This is a genomic window from Phaeobacter italicus (assembly GCF_001258055.1).
Taxonomy (GTDB): Bacteria; Pseudomonadota; Alphaproteobacteria; order Rhodobacterales; family Rhodobacteraceae; genus Phaeobacter; species Phaeobacter italicus.
Genome location: NZ_CVRM01000011.1, coordinates 1 through 13,999, shown reverse-complemented (window position 1 = coordinate 13,999; position 13,999 = coordinate 1). Strand labels below are relative to the sequence as shown.

Genomic DNA, 13,999 nt, shown 5'->3' with positions numbered 1-13,999 from the left:
ACGTATTTGTGATAGCTTTACGTAACAGGCAAGACCGGGGGCGTCCATGAAAACGGCGAAACCGTGGACTTAGCGGGCGATCGACGCATAAAGCGCGATGGCGGCGGCGTTGGAGACGTTGAGCGAGCCAAAACCACCGGCAAAATCAATCTTTACCAGATGATCGACGGTTTCCTTGGTCTTTTGCCGCAGGCCAGGCCCTTCAGCACCCAGAACCAGCGCGACAGGATCGCCCTTGCGCCCCTCAAGCACGGTTTCGATGGTCTGTTCTGCCTCGCCATCAAGACCCAGCACCAGAAAGCCCATGCGCTGCAGCTCGACGATGGTATCGGCAAGGTTGCGCATGCGCAGATAGGGCTGGCGCTCCAGCGCGCCGCTGGCGGTTTTGGCAAGCGCGCCTGTTTCCGGCGCAGAGTTGTGGCGGGTGCCAATCACGGCGCTTGCGCCCAGCACCTCTGCCGAGCGCAGGATGGCGCCAACGTTGTGCGGATCCGTCACCCGGTCCAGCAACAGCACGCGCGGGGCCTCGGCACCGATGCAGTTTTCAGCCAGCCCGCCCCAGTTCAACGGTTTGACCTCCAGCACAGCCCCCTGATGGACGGATTGTTTGTCGATCGGCGGATTGAATTTGCGCGGGTCGATGACCTCTGCCTCGATCCCAGACTGGGCGATAGCGTCCGACAGTTTGGTCTCTGCGTTTGGGGTGACCATCAGGCGAAGTTTCTCGCGATTGGGATTGAGCAGCGCATCACGCACCGCATGCAAACCAAACAGCCAGACGGTCTCCGCTGAAGCGGCCTTCTTGGCCTGTTCTTTTTCGACGACCCACTTGGGTTTCTTGGACATTTTGCTCTCCAGCAGAAAGAAATTGCAGGGCAGAAGAAAAACTTTCGATTTTCCTGTTGACGCCCCTTTGGCCTGCTTGTAATCACGCCTCCACATCAGGTGCAACACGCAACTGACAGTGGGCGACAGGCCGCAAGGTGTGGCAGGGGACTGTAACTCCCTCGCGGAGACGCACGCCTGGTTCGATTCCAGGGTCGCCCACCATCTTCTCTCTTTCAGCAGTGACAAGCAAGAAGATGGTGGCATCCGCCGCCGGATGAGAAACCGCGCACAAGCAACTGATCTTTCAGACGATTTCATTTTGCAGCTAATGCAATCTCTCGGCAGTCGGGATGAATCACGCGCGACATCCACAATTCCGCCAAACAAAAACCGATGCCGTTTCCAGCATCGGTTTTGTTTGTTTCACTTCTCGGATTGCGCGGAGCTCAGCCTGCTTCAGCGGCCTCGGCAACGGCGGAATGGACCCATTTTGCCAGCGCCTCCACGTCCGGCTCTGCCTCCTGTGCGAGCCCCTCTGAAAAGGCCTTGAACGCCTCTACATTCATGCGATTGACGCCTGAGACGACCACCAGGCCGCGCGCCAGTGCCTCGCCGATGACAGGGCGCATGCCGCGCCCGTCTGCCTCGTGTTTGCCGAACTTGTTGACCAGCAAAACCTGTGGTGCCGGATCCTCTGCGAGACCTGCGCTCACCTGTCCGACCGCACGTTCCAGCGCCTCGGGATTGAGACGACATCCGCGCGCCTCTGGACCGAGAGATTGGGAGATGCGGATGGTCTCACCAGCGGGCAGGACACGCACATCCATATCGCAGAGCTCGCTGTCGTAGCATTCGGTGTTGGTCTGGACGATGCCTGCCAATCGCAGACCGTCGGCCTCCAGCCGCTCGGCCAGCGCGCTCAGCAGCTTGTCTGTGGCACCGCGTTCCTGGGTCATGACGTAGGACAGATGCATTGTGGCCTCTTGTTCGGTAAAATTCGCCCGCAGGCTAGCGCCAAAGCCACGAAACCACCAGAGGTGCAATTGCCGCGCAGGCTGCGACTTTGGCCGCACATGCGCCCTAACAGCTGCGCCCCTCAGACCCGCCGGGCCAGCACCAACACCGGATCGTACGTCAGGCGAACACCGCCCTGATGGGGGAACTGTGCGCGATAGGCGTCTTCGAACCTGCGCAGACGGCTGCGGCTCCATCCGCCGCGGGACTGACCATTGACGCCCGTCTCCCGAAGATGGCGCAGCACGGCGCGCGGACTGTCAAAGCGCAGCGTAATGGGCGCCTGACGCAGCTCTGTCAAATGCAGGCCATCCGGCAGCACCTGCTGCCAGTCGTGGTGGTCCATGTAGTTGGGGGCCGCAGCATCCGAGCCAAGCGCCACCAACTCGTGGAAATGGGCGTGACCAAACCCGGACAGCGCCAGCCAGCCCCCCGGCTGCAGGGCCGTCGCAAACCGTTGCAGCAGGGATGGCAGGTCACAGATCCACTGCACAACCGAGGCACCAGCAATGAGGTCGAGCCCCGTGGGCAGATCGAGATCCTCGATCCGGCCAGGCAGAAAGGTTGCAGACCGCCCATGCGCCCCGAGACGCGATTGCAACCCCGCCTCGGCCTCTGCCACCAGATCATTGAGCGTCAGACGGCCCACAGACACATCCCGCAGCAGCGCGTCGGTCAGGTGACCGGTGCCTGCACCGAATTCAAACAGATGCGCCACGGGCGCGCCATCCAAATGCTTGGCCAACAGCGCAGAGAGGTCAGCTGCAATCCGGGCCTGCGCGCTTGCAGCATCATGATAGCTGCCAAGGCCGCGACGAAAGGAACGGGCCACGCGGGCGGTGTCCACGGTGGGCGGGGTCAGATCCTTCACCAGATCACCCCCTGCCAGCTGTCAAACTGGTCAAACGGGGCGTGGGCGGCTGTGGGCAGTTCGCGCAGTGTTGCTCCGTCCCAGGCCCGGTGCTGATTGACAGGCGGAAAAATGCGGTCCCGGCCAGACAGCCAGACCTGATCAAAGGTGACGGCTGGGGCCGCGCCGCGCGCAGCAACCGCATGCAGTTCGGCGCGGCGGGCCTCAACGTCGATCGACCGCGGCGGTTGCGGCGCATTGAAGGTCCGGCGCAGGAACTGGGCAAAGCTCTGCTCGCTCAACCCCTCTGCTGTTTTGGCCAGCACAGCCGGGGGGATTCCGCGTGCCTCGTCCACCGGCGCAAGCGTTCCGTTGACGGCAATCTTACGATCAAAGGGATCCGTGCGGTCTTTCTGCCAATGGGCATAGGCCGCAACGCCAAAGGACCAGGCGACAAGGGTGACGTTTTGATAGCCGGACAGATCCGGCAGTTCTGCATCCAGATTGCGATAGTCGCTCGCAAAAAGGAGATCCTGCGGGCCTGCAAGATGGTCAAACACATCCGGGCCGACGGCCCAGCCGCCAAAAACCACGATGACGTCAGCCGCCTTATTCTGTATGAGCCAGCGGATCTCCATCCCCTACAACTCCCGCGCCAAGCGCAGCATGCCTGCGGTGATTTCGCTCAACTGGTCGGGGGATGTGATGAAGGGCGGCATGGTGTAGATGTTGGTGCCAAAGGGGCGCAGGAACACACCCATCTCATGGGCCCGCGCGTGGGCCTCGTCTGCCGAGACGCGGTGCTTCATTTCGATGACACCAATGGCGCCCAGCACCCGCACGTCCGCCACATTGGGTAGGTCGCGCGCAGGGGCAAGCTCTGCCTGCATCTGTTCGCCAATTGCCGCCACCGTGCCGCGCCAGTCCTGGCCTGTCAGCAGATCAAGCGAGGCCTTGGCCGCAGCGCAGGCCAGCGGATTGGCCATATAGGTGGGGCCATGCATGAAGATGCCTGGATTGCCGCCGCCGATGCCTTCGGCAACGCGGTCGTTGGTCATCGTGCAGGCAAAGGAAATATGCCCACCGGTCAGCCCCTTGCCGAGGCAGATGATATCCGGCTCGACGGTGCAGAACCCGGTGGCAAACAGCTCCCCTGTGCGGCCAAAGCCGGTGGCGATCTCGTCAAAGATCAAGAGGATGCCCAGTTCATCGCACAAGCGCCGTGCCTGATTGAGGTATTCGGGGTGGTAGAAATACATGCCGCCGGTGCCCTGCACGACGGGTTCCAGGATGAAGGCCGCGATCTTGTCTGCATTGGCTTCCAGCACCGAACGCAGCTCGCCCAGACCGTTCTGCGCCGGGTCGTCGATCCAGTCCTCATGGATGCGGATCGGCGGGCGGGACACGAAATGCTGCACGCTCAGCGCGCCCTGAAACAGGTGATGCATGCCAGTGTCCGGATCACAGACGCTCATCGCCTTCCAGGTGTCACCATGATAGCCGGAGCGGATGGTGGCAAATTCGCTGCGCCCCGCGTGACCCATGGCGTGCTGGTACTGCACGGCCATTTTCATTGCCACTTCGACCGAGACAGAGCCGCTGTCGCAATAGAAGATGCGCGTCAGGCTGTCGGGGGTGATCTCCAACAGCTTGCGGCCCAGGTCGATGGCCGGATCATGGGTCAGCCCGCCAAACATCACATGCGGCAGGGTGTCGAGCTGATCATGGATGGCCTTGGTGATCGCCGGGTTTTTATGCCCGTGCATCATGCACCACCACGACGACATGGCGTCAATCAGCCGGGTGCCATCGTCCAGCGTGATATGCACGCCCTCGCTATCCTTCACCACAAAGGTCGGGCCGGGTTTGGCGACATTGGTGTATGGGTGCCAGAGGTGCTGCTGGTCGAATTCCAGCTGGCTGAGGTCTGCGGCGCTCATGCCATCTCTCCTTGGGCCAGCGCCTCCCGGATCAGGTCCACCCGGATGCTGGCTTGGAACGCTACGGCCAGCGCGTCAGAGGTCAGCTCGCCGAGCAGCGGCAGCCGCCCCAGATGCGCCACTTGGCCGAACTGGCAGATGGTTTCCTCCACCATCGGCTCCGCATCACCGATAAAGGCCACGCCCACCACCGGACAGCCTGCATCGCGCAGCGCCTTGAGCGACAGCAGCGTGTGGTTGATCGTGCCCAGCTGTGTCCGCGCGCAGAGGATCACAGGGGCGCCCCAGCGGGCGAAGAGGTCGAGATACAGCACCTTGCGGCTCAAGGGCACCATCAGGCCCCCTGCCCCTTCGGCCACCAGCACGCCGTCAACTTCGGGCAAGGGCAGCGCATCCGGGTCGATCTCTACCCCTTCGGCCTCAGCCGACAGATGCGGCGATGCGGGCAGTTGCAGCAGGTAGCCCTCCGGCAGCGCCGGACGGCCGGACAGGCGCGAGACGATCTGGCTGTCGGTTTCTTCCTCCAGCCCCGATTGCACCGGCTTCCAATAGGTTGCGCCAAGAGCCTGCACCAGCCCTGCGGAAAAGATGGTCTTGCCGATGCCGGTATCGGTTCCGGTGACGATCAGGCGGGACATTGAGCAGCCTCCATTTCCTGCGCGAGAGTTTCAAACATCGTTGTAATGACGGTTAGAGGGGTGTTCAGCGTGATCGACAGCCGCAGCCGCGAGGTGCCACGCGGGACTGTTGGCGGGCGGATGCCGCGGATGTCGTAGCCCTGGCCCTGCATCGCAGCGGCCAGCGCCATTGTCCGTTTATCATCGCCAATCACCACCGGCAGGATCTGGCTTTGGAACCCCTCCAGCCCGCAAAGGCGCCCGGCCTCGGCCTGGGCATGGGTGATCCCCCGCCATGCCTGATGACGGCGATCCTGGTTCTGCTGCAGCTCCTGCAAGGCCGCGCGCACCAGTGCCGCGTTCAGCGGCGACGGTGCCGTAGCAAAGATGAAGCCGCGCGCCTTGTTGATCAGCGTCTCGATCAGCACCCGCTGGCCGCAGATCAGCGCGCCAGAGGCCCCGAGCGCCTTGCCGCAGGTGTGCAGGGACAGAACGTTCGGGCGGTGGGCAATGCCATGTGCCAGCCCGCGACCCAGATCACCGAACACGCCCGTCGAATGCGCCTCATCCACCACCAGCACGGCGCCCTCTGCGTCCGCCAGTGCCATCAGCTCATCCAGCGGGGCGAGGTCACCATCCATCGAATAGACAGCCTCAACCGCAATCCAGACCTGCCCCCTGCCCCCATTCTTGCGCCAGCCCTGCAACACCTCGCGGGCATTGCTCACGTCGCTATGGGCAAAGCTGCGGGTCTCCCCCCGGCCCAGCCGCATGCCGTCATGGGTGCTGGCGTGGATCAGCGCGTCATAGAGCACCAGATCGCCCTGCTGCGGGAGGGTAGAGAAAATCGCCTGATTGGCGTTGAAGCCGCCGCCCATGAACAACGCCGCCTCGGTGCCGAAAAATGCAGCTGCCTCAGCCTCCAGCAGCTGGTGTTCCGCGTCATTGCCACGCAAGAGGCGCGAACCACCTGCCCCCACCGGCACCCCCCGCGCCAGCGCGTCTGCAGCGGCGGCGCGCAGCACATCGCTGCCCGCCAGTCCAAGATAGTCGTTGGAGGCAAAGTCATGCCCATCCCGCGGCATCAATTGCCGGTAGCGTCCGCGCGTGCGCAGCGCTTCCAGCGATGTCTCATGCCTCGGGAAGGCGCCCGCCATCAGCGGCTGCCGTCGCAACCAACCGCCATGGCAGTGATGCCAAGACGATCAAACAGTTGGCTGTCCTTGTCCTCTTCGGGGTTGTCGGCGGTCAGCAGCGTGTCACCCACGAAGATGGAGTTGGCCCCGGCAAAGAAGCACATCGCCTGCATCTCATCCGACATGTCGGTGCGGCCTGCGGACAGACGCACGTGCGACTTCGGCATCAGGATACGCGCCAGCGCAACGGTGCGCACGAATTCGATCGGGTCCAGCTTCGCCACATCGGCCAGCGGGGTGTCAGCAATCGGGATCAGCATGTTGACCGGAACGGAATCGGGGTGCTCTTCCAGTGTTGCCAGCGCCAGCAGCATGTCGATGCGGTCCATCTGCTGCTCTCCCATGCCGACGATGCCGCCCGCACAGACCTTGATCCCCGCCTCACGCACACGGTTCAGCGTCTCGATCCGATCCGCAAAGGTGCGGGTGGTGATGATCTCCGAGTAGTACCGCTCTGAGGTGTCGATGTTGTGGTTGTAGTAATCCAGACCCGCATCGCGCAGGCGGAACACCTGATCGTCTTCCAGCATGCCCAGGGTCATGCAGGTTTCCATGCCAAGTTCTTTGACGCCGTGAATCATCGCCTCAAGTGCGGCCATGTCACGATCCTTGGGCGAGCGCCAGGCGGCCCCCATGCAATAGCGTGTTGCCCCGCCCTCCTTGGCCTTGCGCGCCTCTGCAATCACGCGCTCCACTTCGATCAGCTTGGAGGCCGACAATTTGGCACCGTTGCGCGCCGACTGAGAGCAATAGGCGCAATCCTCGGCGCAGCCACCGGTCTTGATGCTCAGGAGTTTGGATTTCTGCACCTGATTGGGGTCAAAGTGCTGGCGGTGCACGGATTGGGCCTCAAACAGCAGATCCATGAAAGGCTGGTTATAGATCTTCTCCGCTTCTTCGCGGGTCCAGTCGGTCCGGATCGGTGTGGCGTCCAGCATGGTGGCTCCAATCTTAATAGATAAAAACGGCCAAGTCGGCCTGCGTTGTGCATTTTAATAGATAAAATCAATCCCGGCTGACAAGTGTTTTCGCCGCAGAGCGGCATTCTCACGCGCATTTAGCGCTAACCAACTGGAAAATATCCGTTTTGTGAGCCGCCTAGAAATAGGTAAAAATTCTGGTTGACCAAATTGCCCCCTCTCCCCTACCCCTAAAGGCACGCAGGGGAGTCCCGCCCAAGGGACTGAGAGGCTGATAGGTGGGTTCCCACCGGTGACGCGACCCTTTGAACCTGACCCAGTTGACACTGGCGTAGGAAGCTAGGGCATGGTCCCGTCACCCGGTACAGGTGGCCCCGTGTTCCGAACAGGCAGATCTGTGGCCCGGCCGTACACCGCCCGCACGCCTGCCCGTTTTCCTCCGACCCGGCGCAACTGGTGTTTTTGAACCGACGCCCGGAGGAACACCAGATGAACGTCCCCAATCCAAAAATCACCACTGGCGCATTGCCCGCGTCCCGCAAGATCTATGTCAGCGGCGAAATGCATGACGATATCCGCGTGCCGATGCGCGAGATTTCCACCCACCCCACGGCGGGCGAGGCGCCGCTGCCGGTCTATGACAGCTCCGGCCCCTACACAGATCCTGATGTGCTGACCGACATCCGTGAGGGCCTGCCCGCCCTGCGCCGTCAGTGGATCGAGGCGCGCGGAGACGTCGAAAGCTATGAGGGCCGCGACGTGAAGCCGGAGGACAACGGGTTTGTTGAGGGCGATCGTCTGACGCCGGAGTTCCCGGTGAAACCTGCGCCGTTGCGCGGCAAGGACGGCAAGGCGCCGACCCAGCTGGCCTATGCGCGTTCGGGCATCATCACCCCGGAAATGGAATACGTGGCGATCCGCGAAAACCAGCTGCGCGAGCTGTCGCCCTGCCACGCGAACCGCGACGGCAACGACTTTGGCGCCAATATCCCCGACTACGTGACGCCGGAATTCGTACGCCAGGAAATCGCCGCGGGCCGCGCCATCATCCCCGCCAACATCAACCACCCGGAAATCGAGCCGATGATCATCGGCCGCAATTTCAAGGTGAAGATCAACGCCAATATGGGCACCTCTGCCGTCACCTCCTCAATGGAGGAAGAGGTGGACAAGCTGGTCTGGGCAATCCGCTGGGGCGCCGACACGGTGATGGACCTGTCCACCGGGCGCAATATCCACAACACCCGCGAATGGATCGTTCGCAACTCCCCCGTGCCGATCGGCACCGTGCCGATCTATCAGGCGCTGGAAAAGGTGAACGGCATCGCCGAGGACCTGACGTGGGAAGTGTTCCGCGACACGTTGATCGAACAGGCGGAACAGGGCGTCGATTACTTCACCATCCACGCGGGCGTGCGGCTGCATATGGTGCCGATGACAGTGAACCGGGTGACTGGGATCGTCTCGCGCGGCGGGTCGATCATGGCGAAGTGGTGCCTGCATCACCACAAGGAGAGCTTTCTCTATGAGCATTTCGAGGAAATCTGCGACATCTGCCGCCAGTATGATGTCAGCTTCTCCTTGGGCGATGGCTTGCGCCCCGGCTCCATTGCGGACGCCAATGACGAGGCACAATTCGCCGAGCTGGAGACCCTGGGCGAGCTGACCAAGATCGCCTGGGCCAAGGACTGCCAGGTAATGATCGAAGGGCCGGGCCATGTTGCCATGCACAAGATCAAGGAGAACATGGACAAGCAGCTGGAGTGCTGCCACGAGGCGCCGTTCTATACGCTTGGGCCGCTGACCACCGACATTGCGCCGGGCTATGACCACATCACCAGCGGCATCGGGGCGGCCATGATCGGCTGGTTCGGCTGCGCGATGCTGTGTTACGTGACACCAAAGGAGCATCTGGGCCTGCCCGACCGCGACGACGTGAAAACGGGCGTGATCACCTACAAGATCGCGGCCCATGCCGCTGACCTCGCCAAGGGTCTGCCGGGGGCGCAACGCCGCGACGATGCACTGTCGCGCGCACGGTTTGAATTCCGCTGGGAAGATCAGTTCAACCTGTCACTGGACCCGGACACCGCGCGCGAGTTCCACGACCAGACCCTGCCGAAACAGGCCCACAAGGTGGCGCATTTCTGCTCCATGTGCGGGCCGAAGTTCTGTTCGATGCGGATCAGCCACGACATTCGCGCAGAGGCGCAGAAAGAGGGCATGGAGGCAATGGCCGCCAAGTTCCGCGAGGGCGGCGAGCTGTATGTGCCCGCATCCGAGGTCGCGGAACCGGCAGAATGATCACCATCGCGGGTGCAGGCCTTGCGGGCCTCGCCTGCGCCTATGAACTGGCGCAGCGCGGGGCCCCTGTCCGGGTCTATGAGCGTGCTGCTGAGATCGGCGCGGGCAGTGTGTCGCGCTATGCAGGCGGCATGCTCGCGCCCTGGTGTGAACGCGAAAGCGCCGAGGAGGAGGTCATCACCCTCGGTGGCCGCGCCATCGACTGGTGGGCCAAGATCACGCCTGTTGAACGGCGCGGCACGCTGATGGTTGCGCCAGCCCGCGACCGGGCAGAGCTGACCCGCTTTGCCCGCCGCACCAGCGGATACAGGCTGGTGGATGGGGCAGAGATCAGCGCGCTGGAACCGGCACTGGCAGGCCGGTTTGCGCAAGGCCTGTTCTTTGAACAGGAGGCGCATCTGGACCCGCGCCAGGCGATCCACGATCTGGCAGCTGCAGCCACAGCGCTGGGGGTAGAGATCTGTCTTGGCACAGAGGCCCCCGGGAACGTCGATCTGGATTGCAGGGGAATGGCCGCCGGCCCCGATCTGAAAGGCTTGCGCCCGGTGCGCGGCGAGATGGCCATCCTGCACTGCCCGGAAGTGAAGATCAGCCGCACCCTGCGTCTGCTGCACCCGCGAATGCCGCTCTATCTCGTGCCGCGGGACGGCGGGCTGTTCATGATCGGCGGGACGATGATCGAAAGCACGTCACCCCGCCAGATCACCCTGCGCTCGCTCAGTGAGCTGCTGAATGCCGCTTTCACCCTGCACCCTGCCTTTGCCGAGGCCAGCGTGGTGGAGACCGGCGCAGGCCTGCGCCCTGCCTTTTCCGACAATCTGCCCCGCCTGCATCAGGACGGCGGGACGCTTTTCCTCAATGGGCTCTACCGCCACGGATTTCTGCTGGCCCCCGCCTTGGCGCAGCAGGTGGCGGAGCGCCTGAGACCGGAGACACATGATGAACATCACCGTAAACGCCAAAGCGCATGAGGTGAGCGCCCGCACCGTCGAGGACGCGCTGCGCGAACTGGGCTTTACCAGCCCCTCTGTTGCGACCGCGCTGAATGGCAAGTTTGTCGCCCGCAATCGGCGCGGCGACACCGACCTGCGGGAGGGCGACCAGCTGGAAGTCCTGGCGCCAATGCAGGGGGGATGAAGATGAAGATCTACGGACATGAGATCACCTCGCGCCTTTTGCTGGGCACTGCACAATACCCCTCGCCTGCGGTGCTGGGCGCGGCCATCCGCGAAAGTGGTAGCGAAATCATCACCGTCTCGCTGCGCCGCGAGACCGCTGATGGGACCGGGGCCGGCTTTTGGGATCAGCTGCGCGATCTGGGCTGCCGGATCCTGCCCAACACCGCCGGCTGCCATTCGGTACAGGAGGCCGTGACCACGGCGCATATGGCGCGGGATCTGTTCGACACCCCCTGGATCAAACTGGAGGTGATCGGCCATTGCGACACGTTGCAGCCGGATGTCTTTGCCCTGGTGGAGGCCGCGCGCACCCTCGCTGACGATGGTTTTCAGGTCTTTCCCTACACCACCGACGATCTGGTGGTGGGAGAGAAGCTCTTGGAGGCAGGCTGCGAGGTGCTGATGCCTTGGGGCGCGCCGATTGGATCCGGTCAGGGCCTGCGCAACCCCGACGGCCTGCGCGCAATGCGGGCCCATTTCCCGGATGTGCCGCTAATCGTGGATGCAGGTATTGGCCGCCCGTCGGATGCGACGCAGGCGATGGAACTGGGCATGGATGCCGTGCTTTTGAACACGGCGGTCGCCAAGGCAGGCGACCCGACGGGCATGGCCAAGGCAATGGCGCTGGCAGTTGAAGCTGGCCGCGCGGGCTTTGCTGCCGACCCGATGGAGCGGCGCGACATGGCGGTGCCCTCTACCCCCGTTCTTGGCCTTGCAGCGCTGAGCTGAGCTGCCCGATCACATTCTGGAGACGACTATGGAGCGTTTTTATCTCATCGTTGGCCATGTCAGCCAATTGGAACTCTTGGTGCCGCATGGGGTGCGGCTGGTGCAGCTGCGCATCAAGGACCAACCGGAAACCGAGGTGCGCCGCCAGATTGCGCGCGCGCGGGATTTCTGCGCCGTGCATGGTGCCCAGCTGGTGGTCAACGACTACTGGCAGGCCGCACTGGACCTAAATTGCGGTTTTGTTCACCTCGGACAAGAGGACATGGACAGCGCCGATTTTGCAGCGCTGCGCCGCAAGGGCGTGCGGTTTGGCCTGTCGACCCATGACGAAACCGAACTGGAGCGCGCCCTGTCCCATGGGCCGGACTACGTCGCGCTTGGCCCTGTTTACGAAACCCTTCTGAAACAGATGAAATGGGCGCCACAGGGGCTGGATCGGGTGCGCCGCTGGAAACAGATGGTGGCAGACACACCGCTGGTCGCAATCGGGGGCCTGACCATCGATCGATTGCCCGGCGTCTTTGCGGCAGGGGCAGACAGCGCCGCTGTGGTCACCGATATCCAACAGGCCCCCGACCCCGAGGCGCAGACCCGTGCCTGGATCAAGGCCTGCGCTGCATGAGCCGTTTCGAGCGTCAGATCGCCCTGCCGGAGATTGGCCGCGACGGCCAGGACAGGCTGGCCGCTGCCCATGTGCTGGTTGTTGGCGCTGGTGGCCTTGGCTGTCCGGTCCTGCAGTATCTTGCGGGTGCTGGCATCGGTGAGATCACCGTGATGGACGGCGACAGTGTGGAGGCCACCAACCTGCCGCGCCAACCGCTTTATACGGTTGCAGATATTGGCCGCTACAAAGTTGAGGCCGCGCGCGCACGGCTGGGCGCAATGGCCCCGGAGCTGCGCCTGCACCCTCATGCCCGTGATCTGACACCGGACAACGCGCATGCTGCCATCCGCCCTGCCGATGTCGTGATTGATGCCGCCGACAGCTATGCGGTGTCCTACACGCTGTCAGACCATTGCCTGCAGACCGGCACCCCGTTCATCAGCGCGTCGGCACTGGCCCAAGGGGGATACGTCGGCGGTTTTTGCGGTGGCGCTCCATCGCTGCGGGCGGTCTTTCCTGACCCTCCCGACAGTGCGGCCACCTGCGCCAGCTCTGGCATCATGGGGCCTGTGGTGGGCATGATCGGTGCGTTACAGGCCCAATTGGCCCTGAAGGTGATCCTGAACCACAGCCCCAGCCCCTTGGGTCGGTTGTTCAGCGTCGATCTGGCCGACCTGCAGATGGGTGGTTTTGACTTTTCCGGTGCTGCAGAGCCCGAACAAATCGTGCCATTCATCGGTGCCGCGGCGCTGCGGGATGGCGATCTTGTGATCGACTTGCGGTCCACAGCGGAGGCACCGCGCCCTGCAACACCCAATGCCCTGCGCATTGCTCCCCAGAACCTGCAGCGCGACCTGCTGCCACCGGGGTCCGGACGGGTGGTTTTGGCCTGTCGCACGGGGCTGCGCGCATGGCGCGCTGCGGCGGCGCTGGGGGATGATCTTGCCCCACGGCTCGCCCTGCTTGCGTTGGGGGATCCGCGATGACCCGCGTTCTGATTATCGCGGGCACCGACAGCAGCGGCGGCGCGGGATTGACCCGCGACACGGCGACGGCGACCACCCTTGGCTGCACCGTTGCGCCGGTTGTGACCGCAGTCACCGTCCAGACGCATAAGCAGCTGCACGACATCACGCCAATCCCTCCAGAAGTGATCTCAGCCCAGATCAGAGCCGCTGCGGAAAGTGATCGCATCTCTGCCGTGAAGCTTGGGATGATCGGATCTGCACAGGCCGCGCAGGAGATTGCTGATGCGTTGGGTCGTTTCTGTCCCGATACGCCGGTGGTGTTTGATCCCGTCCTGCGCAGCTCGTCTGGCGGGGTTCTGATGAAAGACGAGGCGCTGATGCCGCTGTTGGAAAGAACGACCCTGCTCACACCCAATCTGGAAGAGGCCGCCCACCTCAGCGGTCGCGCCGAATCCTCCCGACCGGTGGATCTGGCGCGGCAGGGCGAACGGTTGCAGCGTCTGGGGGCGCAAGCGGTGCTGATCAAGGGGGGGCATGGCAGCGGTGGCACCTCGGTCGATCACCTGTTTGCGGACGGGCATATGACACGGTTCGAGCGCCCGCGCCTGCCGCAGGGGCGCCGGGGCACCGGGTGCACACTGGCAACCGCCCTAGCCTGTGCGCTTGGCGCCGGTGCCTCGCTGGCAGAGGCCTGCCAGCAAGCGGGCGATCACGTTCACAAGTGGATCAAATCCGCAGTCGCGGCATAAAAAGACCCCGGCGAAATCTCCGCCGGGGTCCATTTGTTGTGGTCAACGCGCGAGGCTGGATCAGAAATCCTGCCAGATGTCTTTTGCTGCGTTGCCGTCAAA

The 13,999-nt window shown here is 63.3% G+C and carries 15 protein-coding genes, 1 tRNA gene and 1 riboswitch; of the genes, 8 read left to right on the top strand and 8 right to left on the bottom strand.

Going from position 1 to position 13,999, the window contains the following annotated elements:
• Positions 1-69: 69 nt before the first annotated feature.
• Positions 70-846 carry a 23S rRNA (guanosine(2251)-2'-O)-methyltransferase RlmB gene (gene rlmB / locus NIT7645_RS03365; RefSeq protein WP_037302900.1) on the bottom strand — a complete coding sequence of 259 codons (777 nt, stop codon included), beginning with the start codon at positions 844-846 and terminating at the stop codon, positions 70-72.
• A 120-nt stretch (positions 847-966) separates the two neighbouring features.
• Here rlmB and NIT7645_RS19470 point away from each other — a divergent pair.
• Positions 967-1,050, top strand: a tRNA-Tyr gene (locus tag NIT7645_RS19470).
• 224 nt (positions 1,051-1,274) lie between these two features.
• On the opposite strand, the gene NIT7645_RS03360 is transcribed toward NIT7645_RS19470, so the two are convergent.
• The 7 genes from NIT7645_RS03360 to bioB all read right to left on the bottom strand — a co-directional run bounded on the left by NIT7645_RS03360 (position 1,275) and on the right by bioB (position 7,383).
• Positions 1,275-1,802 carry a DUF2478 domain-containing protein gene (locus tag NIT7645_RS03360; protein WP_008562482.1) on the bottom strand — a complete coding sequence of 176 codons (528 nt, stop codon included), beginning with the start codon at positions 1,800-1,802 and terminating at the stop codon, positions 1,275-1,277.
• Between the two features lie 122 nt (positions 1,803-1,924).
• Positions 1,925-2,713 carry a methyltransferase gene (locus NIT7645_RS03355; RefSeq protein WP_050686181.1) on the bottom strand — a complete coding sequence of 263 codons (789 nt, stop codon included), beginning with the start codon at positions 2,711-2,713 and terminating at the stop codon, positions 1,925-1,927.
• A complete protein-coding gene (locus NIT7645_RS03350) occupies positions 2,710-3,330 on the bottom strand; it encodes a pimeloyl-ACP methyl esterase BioG family protein (protein ID WP_008559792.1) in 621 nt (206 codons plus the stop codon). The genes NIT7645_RS03355 and NIT7645_RS03350 overlap by 4 nt, the downstream gene beginning before the upstream one ends.
• Positions 3,331-3,333: 3 nt before the next feature.
• Entirely contained in the window at positions 3,334-4,632 is a 1,299-nt protein-coding gene (gene bioA / locus NIT7645_RS03345; protein WP_008560948.1) for an adenosylmethionine--8-amino-7-oxononanoate transaminase, read from the bottom strand.
• Positions 4,629-5,270, bottom strand: coding sequence for a dethiobiotin synthase (gene bioD / locus NIT7645_RS03340; protein ID WP_008562023.1), 642 nt, complete (start codon positions 5,268-5,270; stop codon positions 4,629-4,631). The genes bioA and bioD overlap by 4 nt, the downstream gene beginning before the upstream one ends.
• On the bottom strand, positions 5,258-6,406 hold the full coding sequence (locus NIT7645_RS03335) for an 8-amino-7-oxononanoate synthase (protein ID WP_037302901.1): 1,149 nt from the start codon (positions 6,404-6,406) through the stop codon (positions 5,258-5,260). The genes bioD and NIT7645_RS03335 overlap by 13 nt, the downstream gene beginning before the upstream one ends.
• Positions 6,406-7,383, bottom strand: coding sequence for a biotin synthase BioB (gene bioB, locus NIT7645_RS03330; RefSeq protein WP_008562134.1), 978 nt, complete (start codon positions 7,381-7,383; stop codon positions 6,406-6,408). Before bioB ends, NIT7645_RS03335 begins: the two co-directional genes overlap by 1 nt.
• Before the next feature lie 214 nt (positions 7,384-7,597).
• Positions 7,598-7,720: riboswitch (TPP riboswitch) on the top strand.
• A 134-nt stretch (positions 7,721-7,854) separates the two neighbouring features.
• On the opposite strand from bioB, the gene thiC reads away from it, so the two are divergent.
• The 7 genes from thiC to NIT7645_RS03295 are packed head-to-tail and all read left to right on the top strand — an operon-like array spanning position 7,855 to position 13,897.
• A complete protein-coding gene (gene thiC / locus NIT7645_RS03325) occupies positions 7,855-9,669 on the top strand; it encodes a phosphomethylpyrimidine synthase ThiC (RefSeq protein WP_008559219.1) in 1,815 nt (604 codons plus the stop codon).
• Positions 9,666-10,640 (top strand): FAD-dependent oxidoreductase, encoded by a 975-nt coding sequence (locus NIT7645_RS03320; RefSeq protein ID WP_008559812.1) that lies wholly within the window; start codon positions 9,666-9,668, stop codon positions 10,638-10,640. Before thiC ends, NIT7645_RS03320 begins: the two co-directional genes overlap by 4 nt.
• Positions 10,609-10,806 (top strand): sulfur carrier protein ThiS, encoded by a 198-nt coding sequence (thiS, locus tag NIT7645_RS03315; protein ID WP_008561266.1) that lies wholly within the window; start codon positions 10,609-10,611, stop codon positions 10,804-10,806. The genes NIT7645_RS03320 and thiS overlap by 32 nt, the downstream gene beginning before the upstream one ends.
• 2 nt (positions 10,807-10,808) lie before the next feature.
• Positions 10,809-11,576 (top strand): thiazole synthase, encoded by a 768-nt coding sequence (locus NIT7645_RS03310; protein ID WP_008562339.1) that lies wholly within the window; start codon positions 10,809-10,811, stop codon positions 11,574-11,576.
• 28 nt (positions 11,577-11,604) lie between these two features.
• On the top strand, positions 11,605-12,198 hold the full coding sequence (locus NIT7645_RS03305) for a thiamine phosphate synthase (RefSeq protein WP_008560499.1): 594 nt from the start codon (positions 11,605-11,607) through the stop codon (positions 12,196-12,198).
• The gene (locus NIT7645_RS03300; protein WP_008559435.1) at positions 12,195-13,166 is read left to right on the top strand and encodes a HesA/MoeB/ThiF family protein; all 972 of its coding nucleotides are present in this window, start codon (positions 12,195-12,197) and stop codon (positions 13,164-13,166) included. Before NIT7645_RS03305 ends, NIT7645_RS03300 begins: the two co-directional genes overlap by 4 nt.
• Positions 13,163-13,897, top strand: coding sequence for a hydroxymethylpyrimidine/phosphomethylpyrimidine kinase (locus tag NIT7645_RS03295; RefSeq protein ID WP_050686179.1), 735 nt, complete (start codon positions 13,163-13,165; stop codon positions 13,895-13,897). The genes NIT7645_RS03300 and NIT7645_RS03295 overlap by 4 nt, the downstream gene beginning before the upstream one ends.
• Positions 13,898-13,999 lie beyond the last annotated feature (102 nt).

Bases quoted from the DNA above. Each gene is read 5' to 3' on its own strand.
- NIT7645_RS03335 (WP_037302901.1), bottom strand. From the start codon at position 6,406: ATGGCGGGCGCCTTCCCGAGGCATGAGACATCGCTGGAAGCGCTGCGC.
- bioA (WP_008560948.1), bottom strand. From the start codon at position 4,632: ATGAGCGCCGCAGACCTCAGCCAGCTGGAATTCGACCAGCAGCACCTC.
- NIT7645_RS03305 (WP_008560499.1), top strand. From the start codon at position 11,605: ATGGAGCGTTTTTATCTCATCGTTGGCCATGTCAGCCAATTGGAACTC.
- NIT7645_RS03360 (WP_008562482.1), bottom strand. From the start codon at position 1,802: ATGCATCTGTCCTACGTCATGACCCAGGAACGCGGTGCCACAGACAAG.
- thiS (WP_008561266.1), top strand. From the start codon at position 10,609: ATGAACATCACCGTAAACGCCAAAGCGCATGAGGTGAGCGCCCGCACC.
- bioB (WP_008562134.1), bottom strand. From the start codon at position 7,383: ATGCTGGACGCCACACCGATCCGGACCGACTGGACCCGCGAAGAAGCG.
- bioD (WP_008562023.1), bottom strand. From the start codon at position 5,270: ATGTCCCGCCTGATCGTCACCGGAACCGATACCGGCATCGGCAAGACC.
- NIT7645_RS03300 (WP_008559435.1), top strand. From the start codon at position 12,195: ATGAGCCGTTTCGAGCGTCAGATCGCCCTGCCGGAGATTGGCCGCGAC.
- NIT7645_RS03310 (WP_008562339.1), top strand. From the start codon at position 10,809: ATGAAGATCTACGGACATGAGATCACCTCGCGCCTTTTGCTGGGCACT.
- NIT7645_RS03320 (WP_008559812.1), top strand. From the start codon at position 9,666: ATGATCACCATCGCGGGTGCAGGCCTTGCGGGCCTCGCCTGCGCCTAT.
- NIT7645_RS03350 (WP_008559792.1), bottom strand. From the start codon at position 3,330: ATGGAGATCCGCTGGCTCATACAGAATAAGGCGGCTGACGTCATCGTG.
- rlmB (WP_037302900.1), bottom strand. From the start codon at position 846: ATGTCCAAGAAACCCAAGTGGGTCGTCGAAAAAGAACAGGCCAAGAAG.
- NIT7645_RS03295 (WP_050686179.1), top strand. From the start codon at position 13,163: ATGACCCGCGTTCTGATTATCGCGGGCACCGACAGCAGCGGCGGCGCG.
- thiC (WP_008559219.1), top strand. From the start codon at position 7,855: ATGAACGTCCCCAATCCAAAAATCACCACTGGCGCATTGCCCGCGTCC.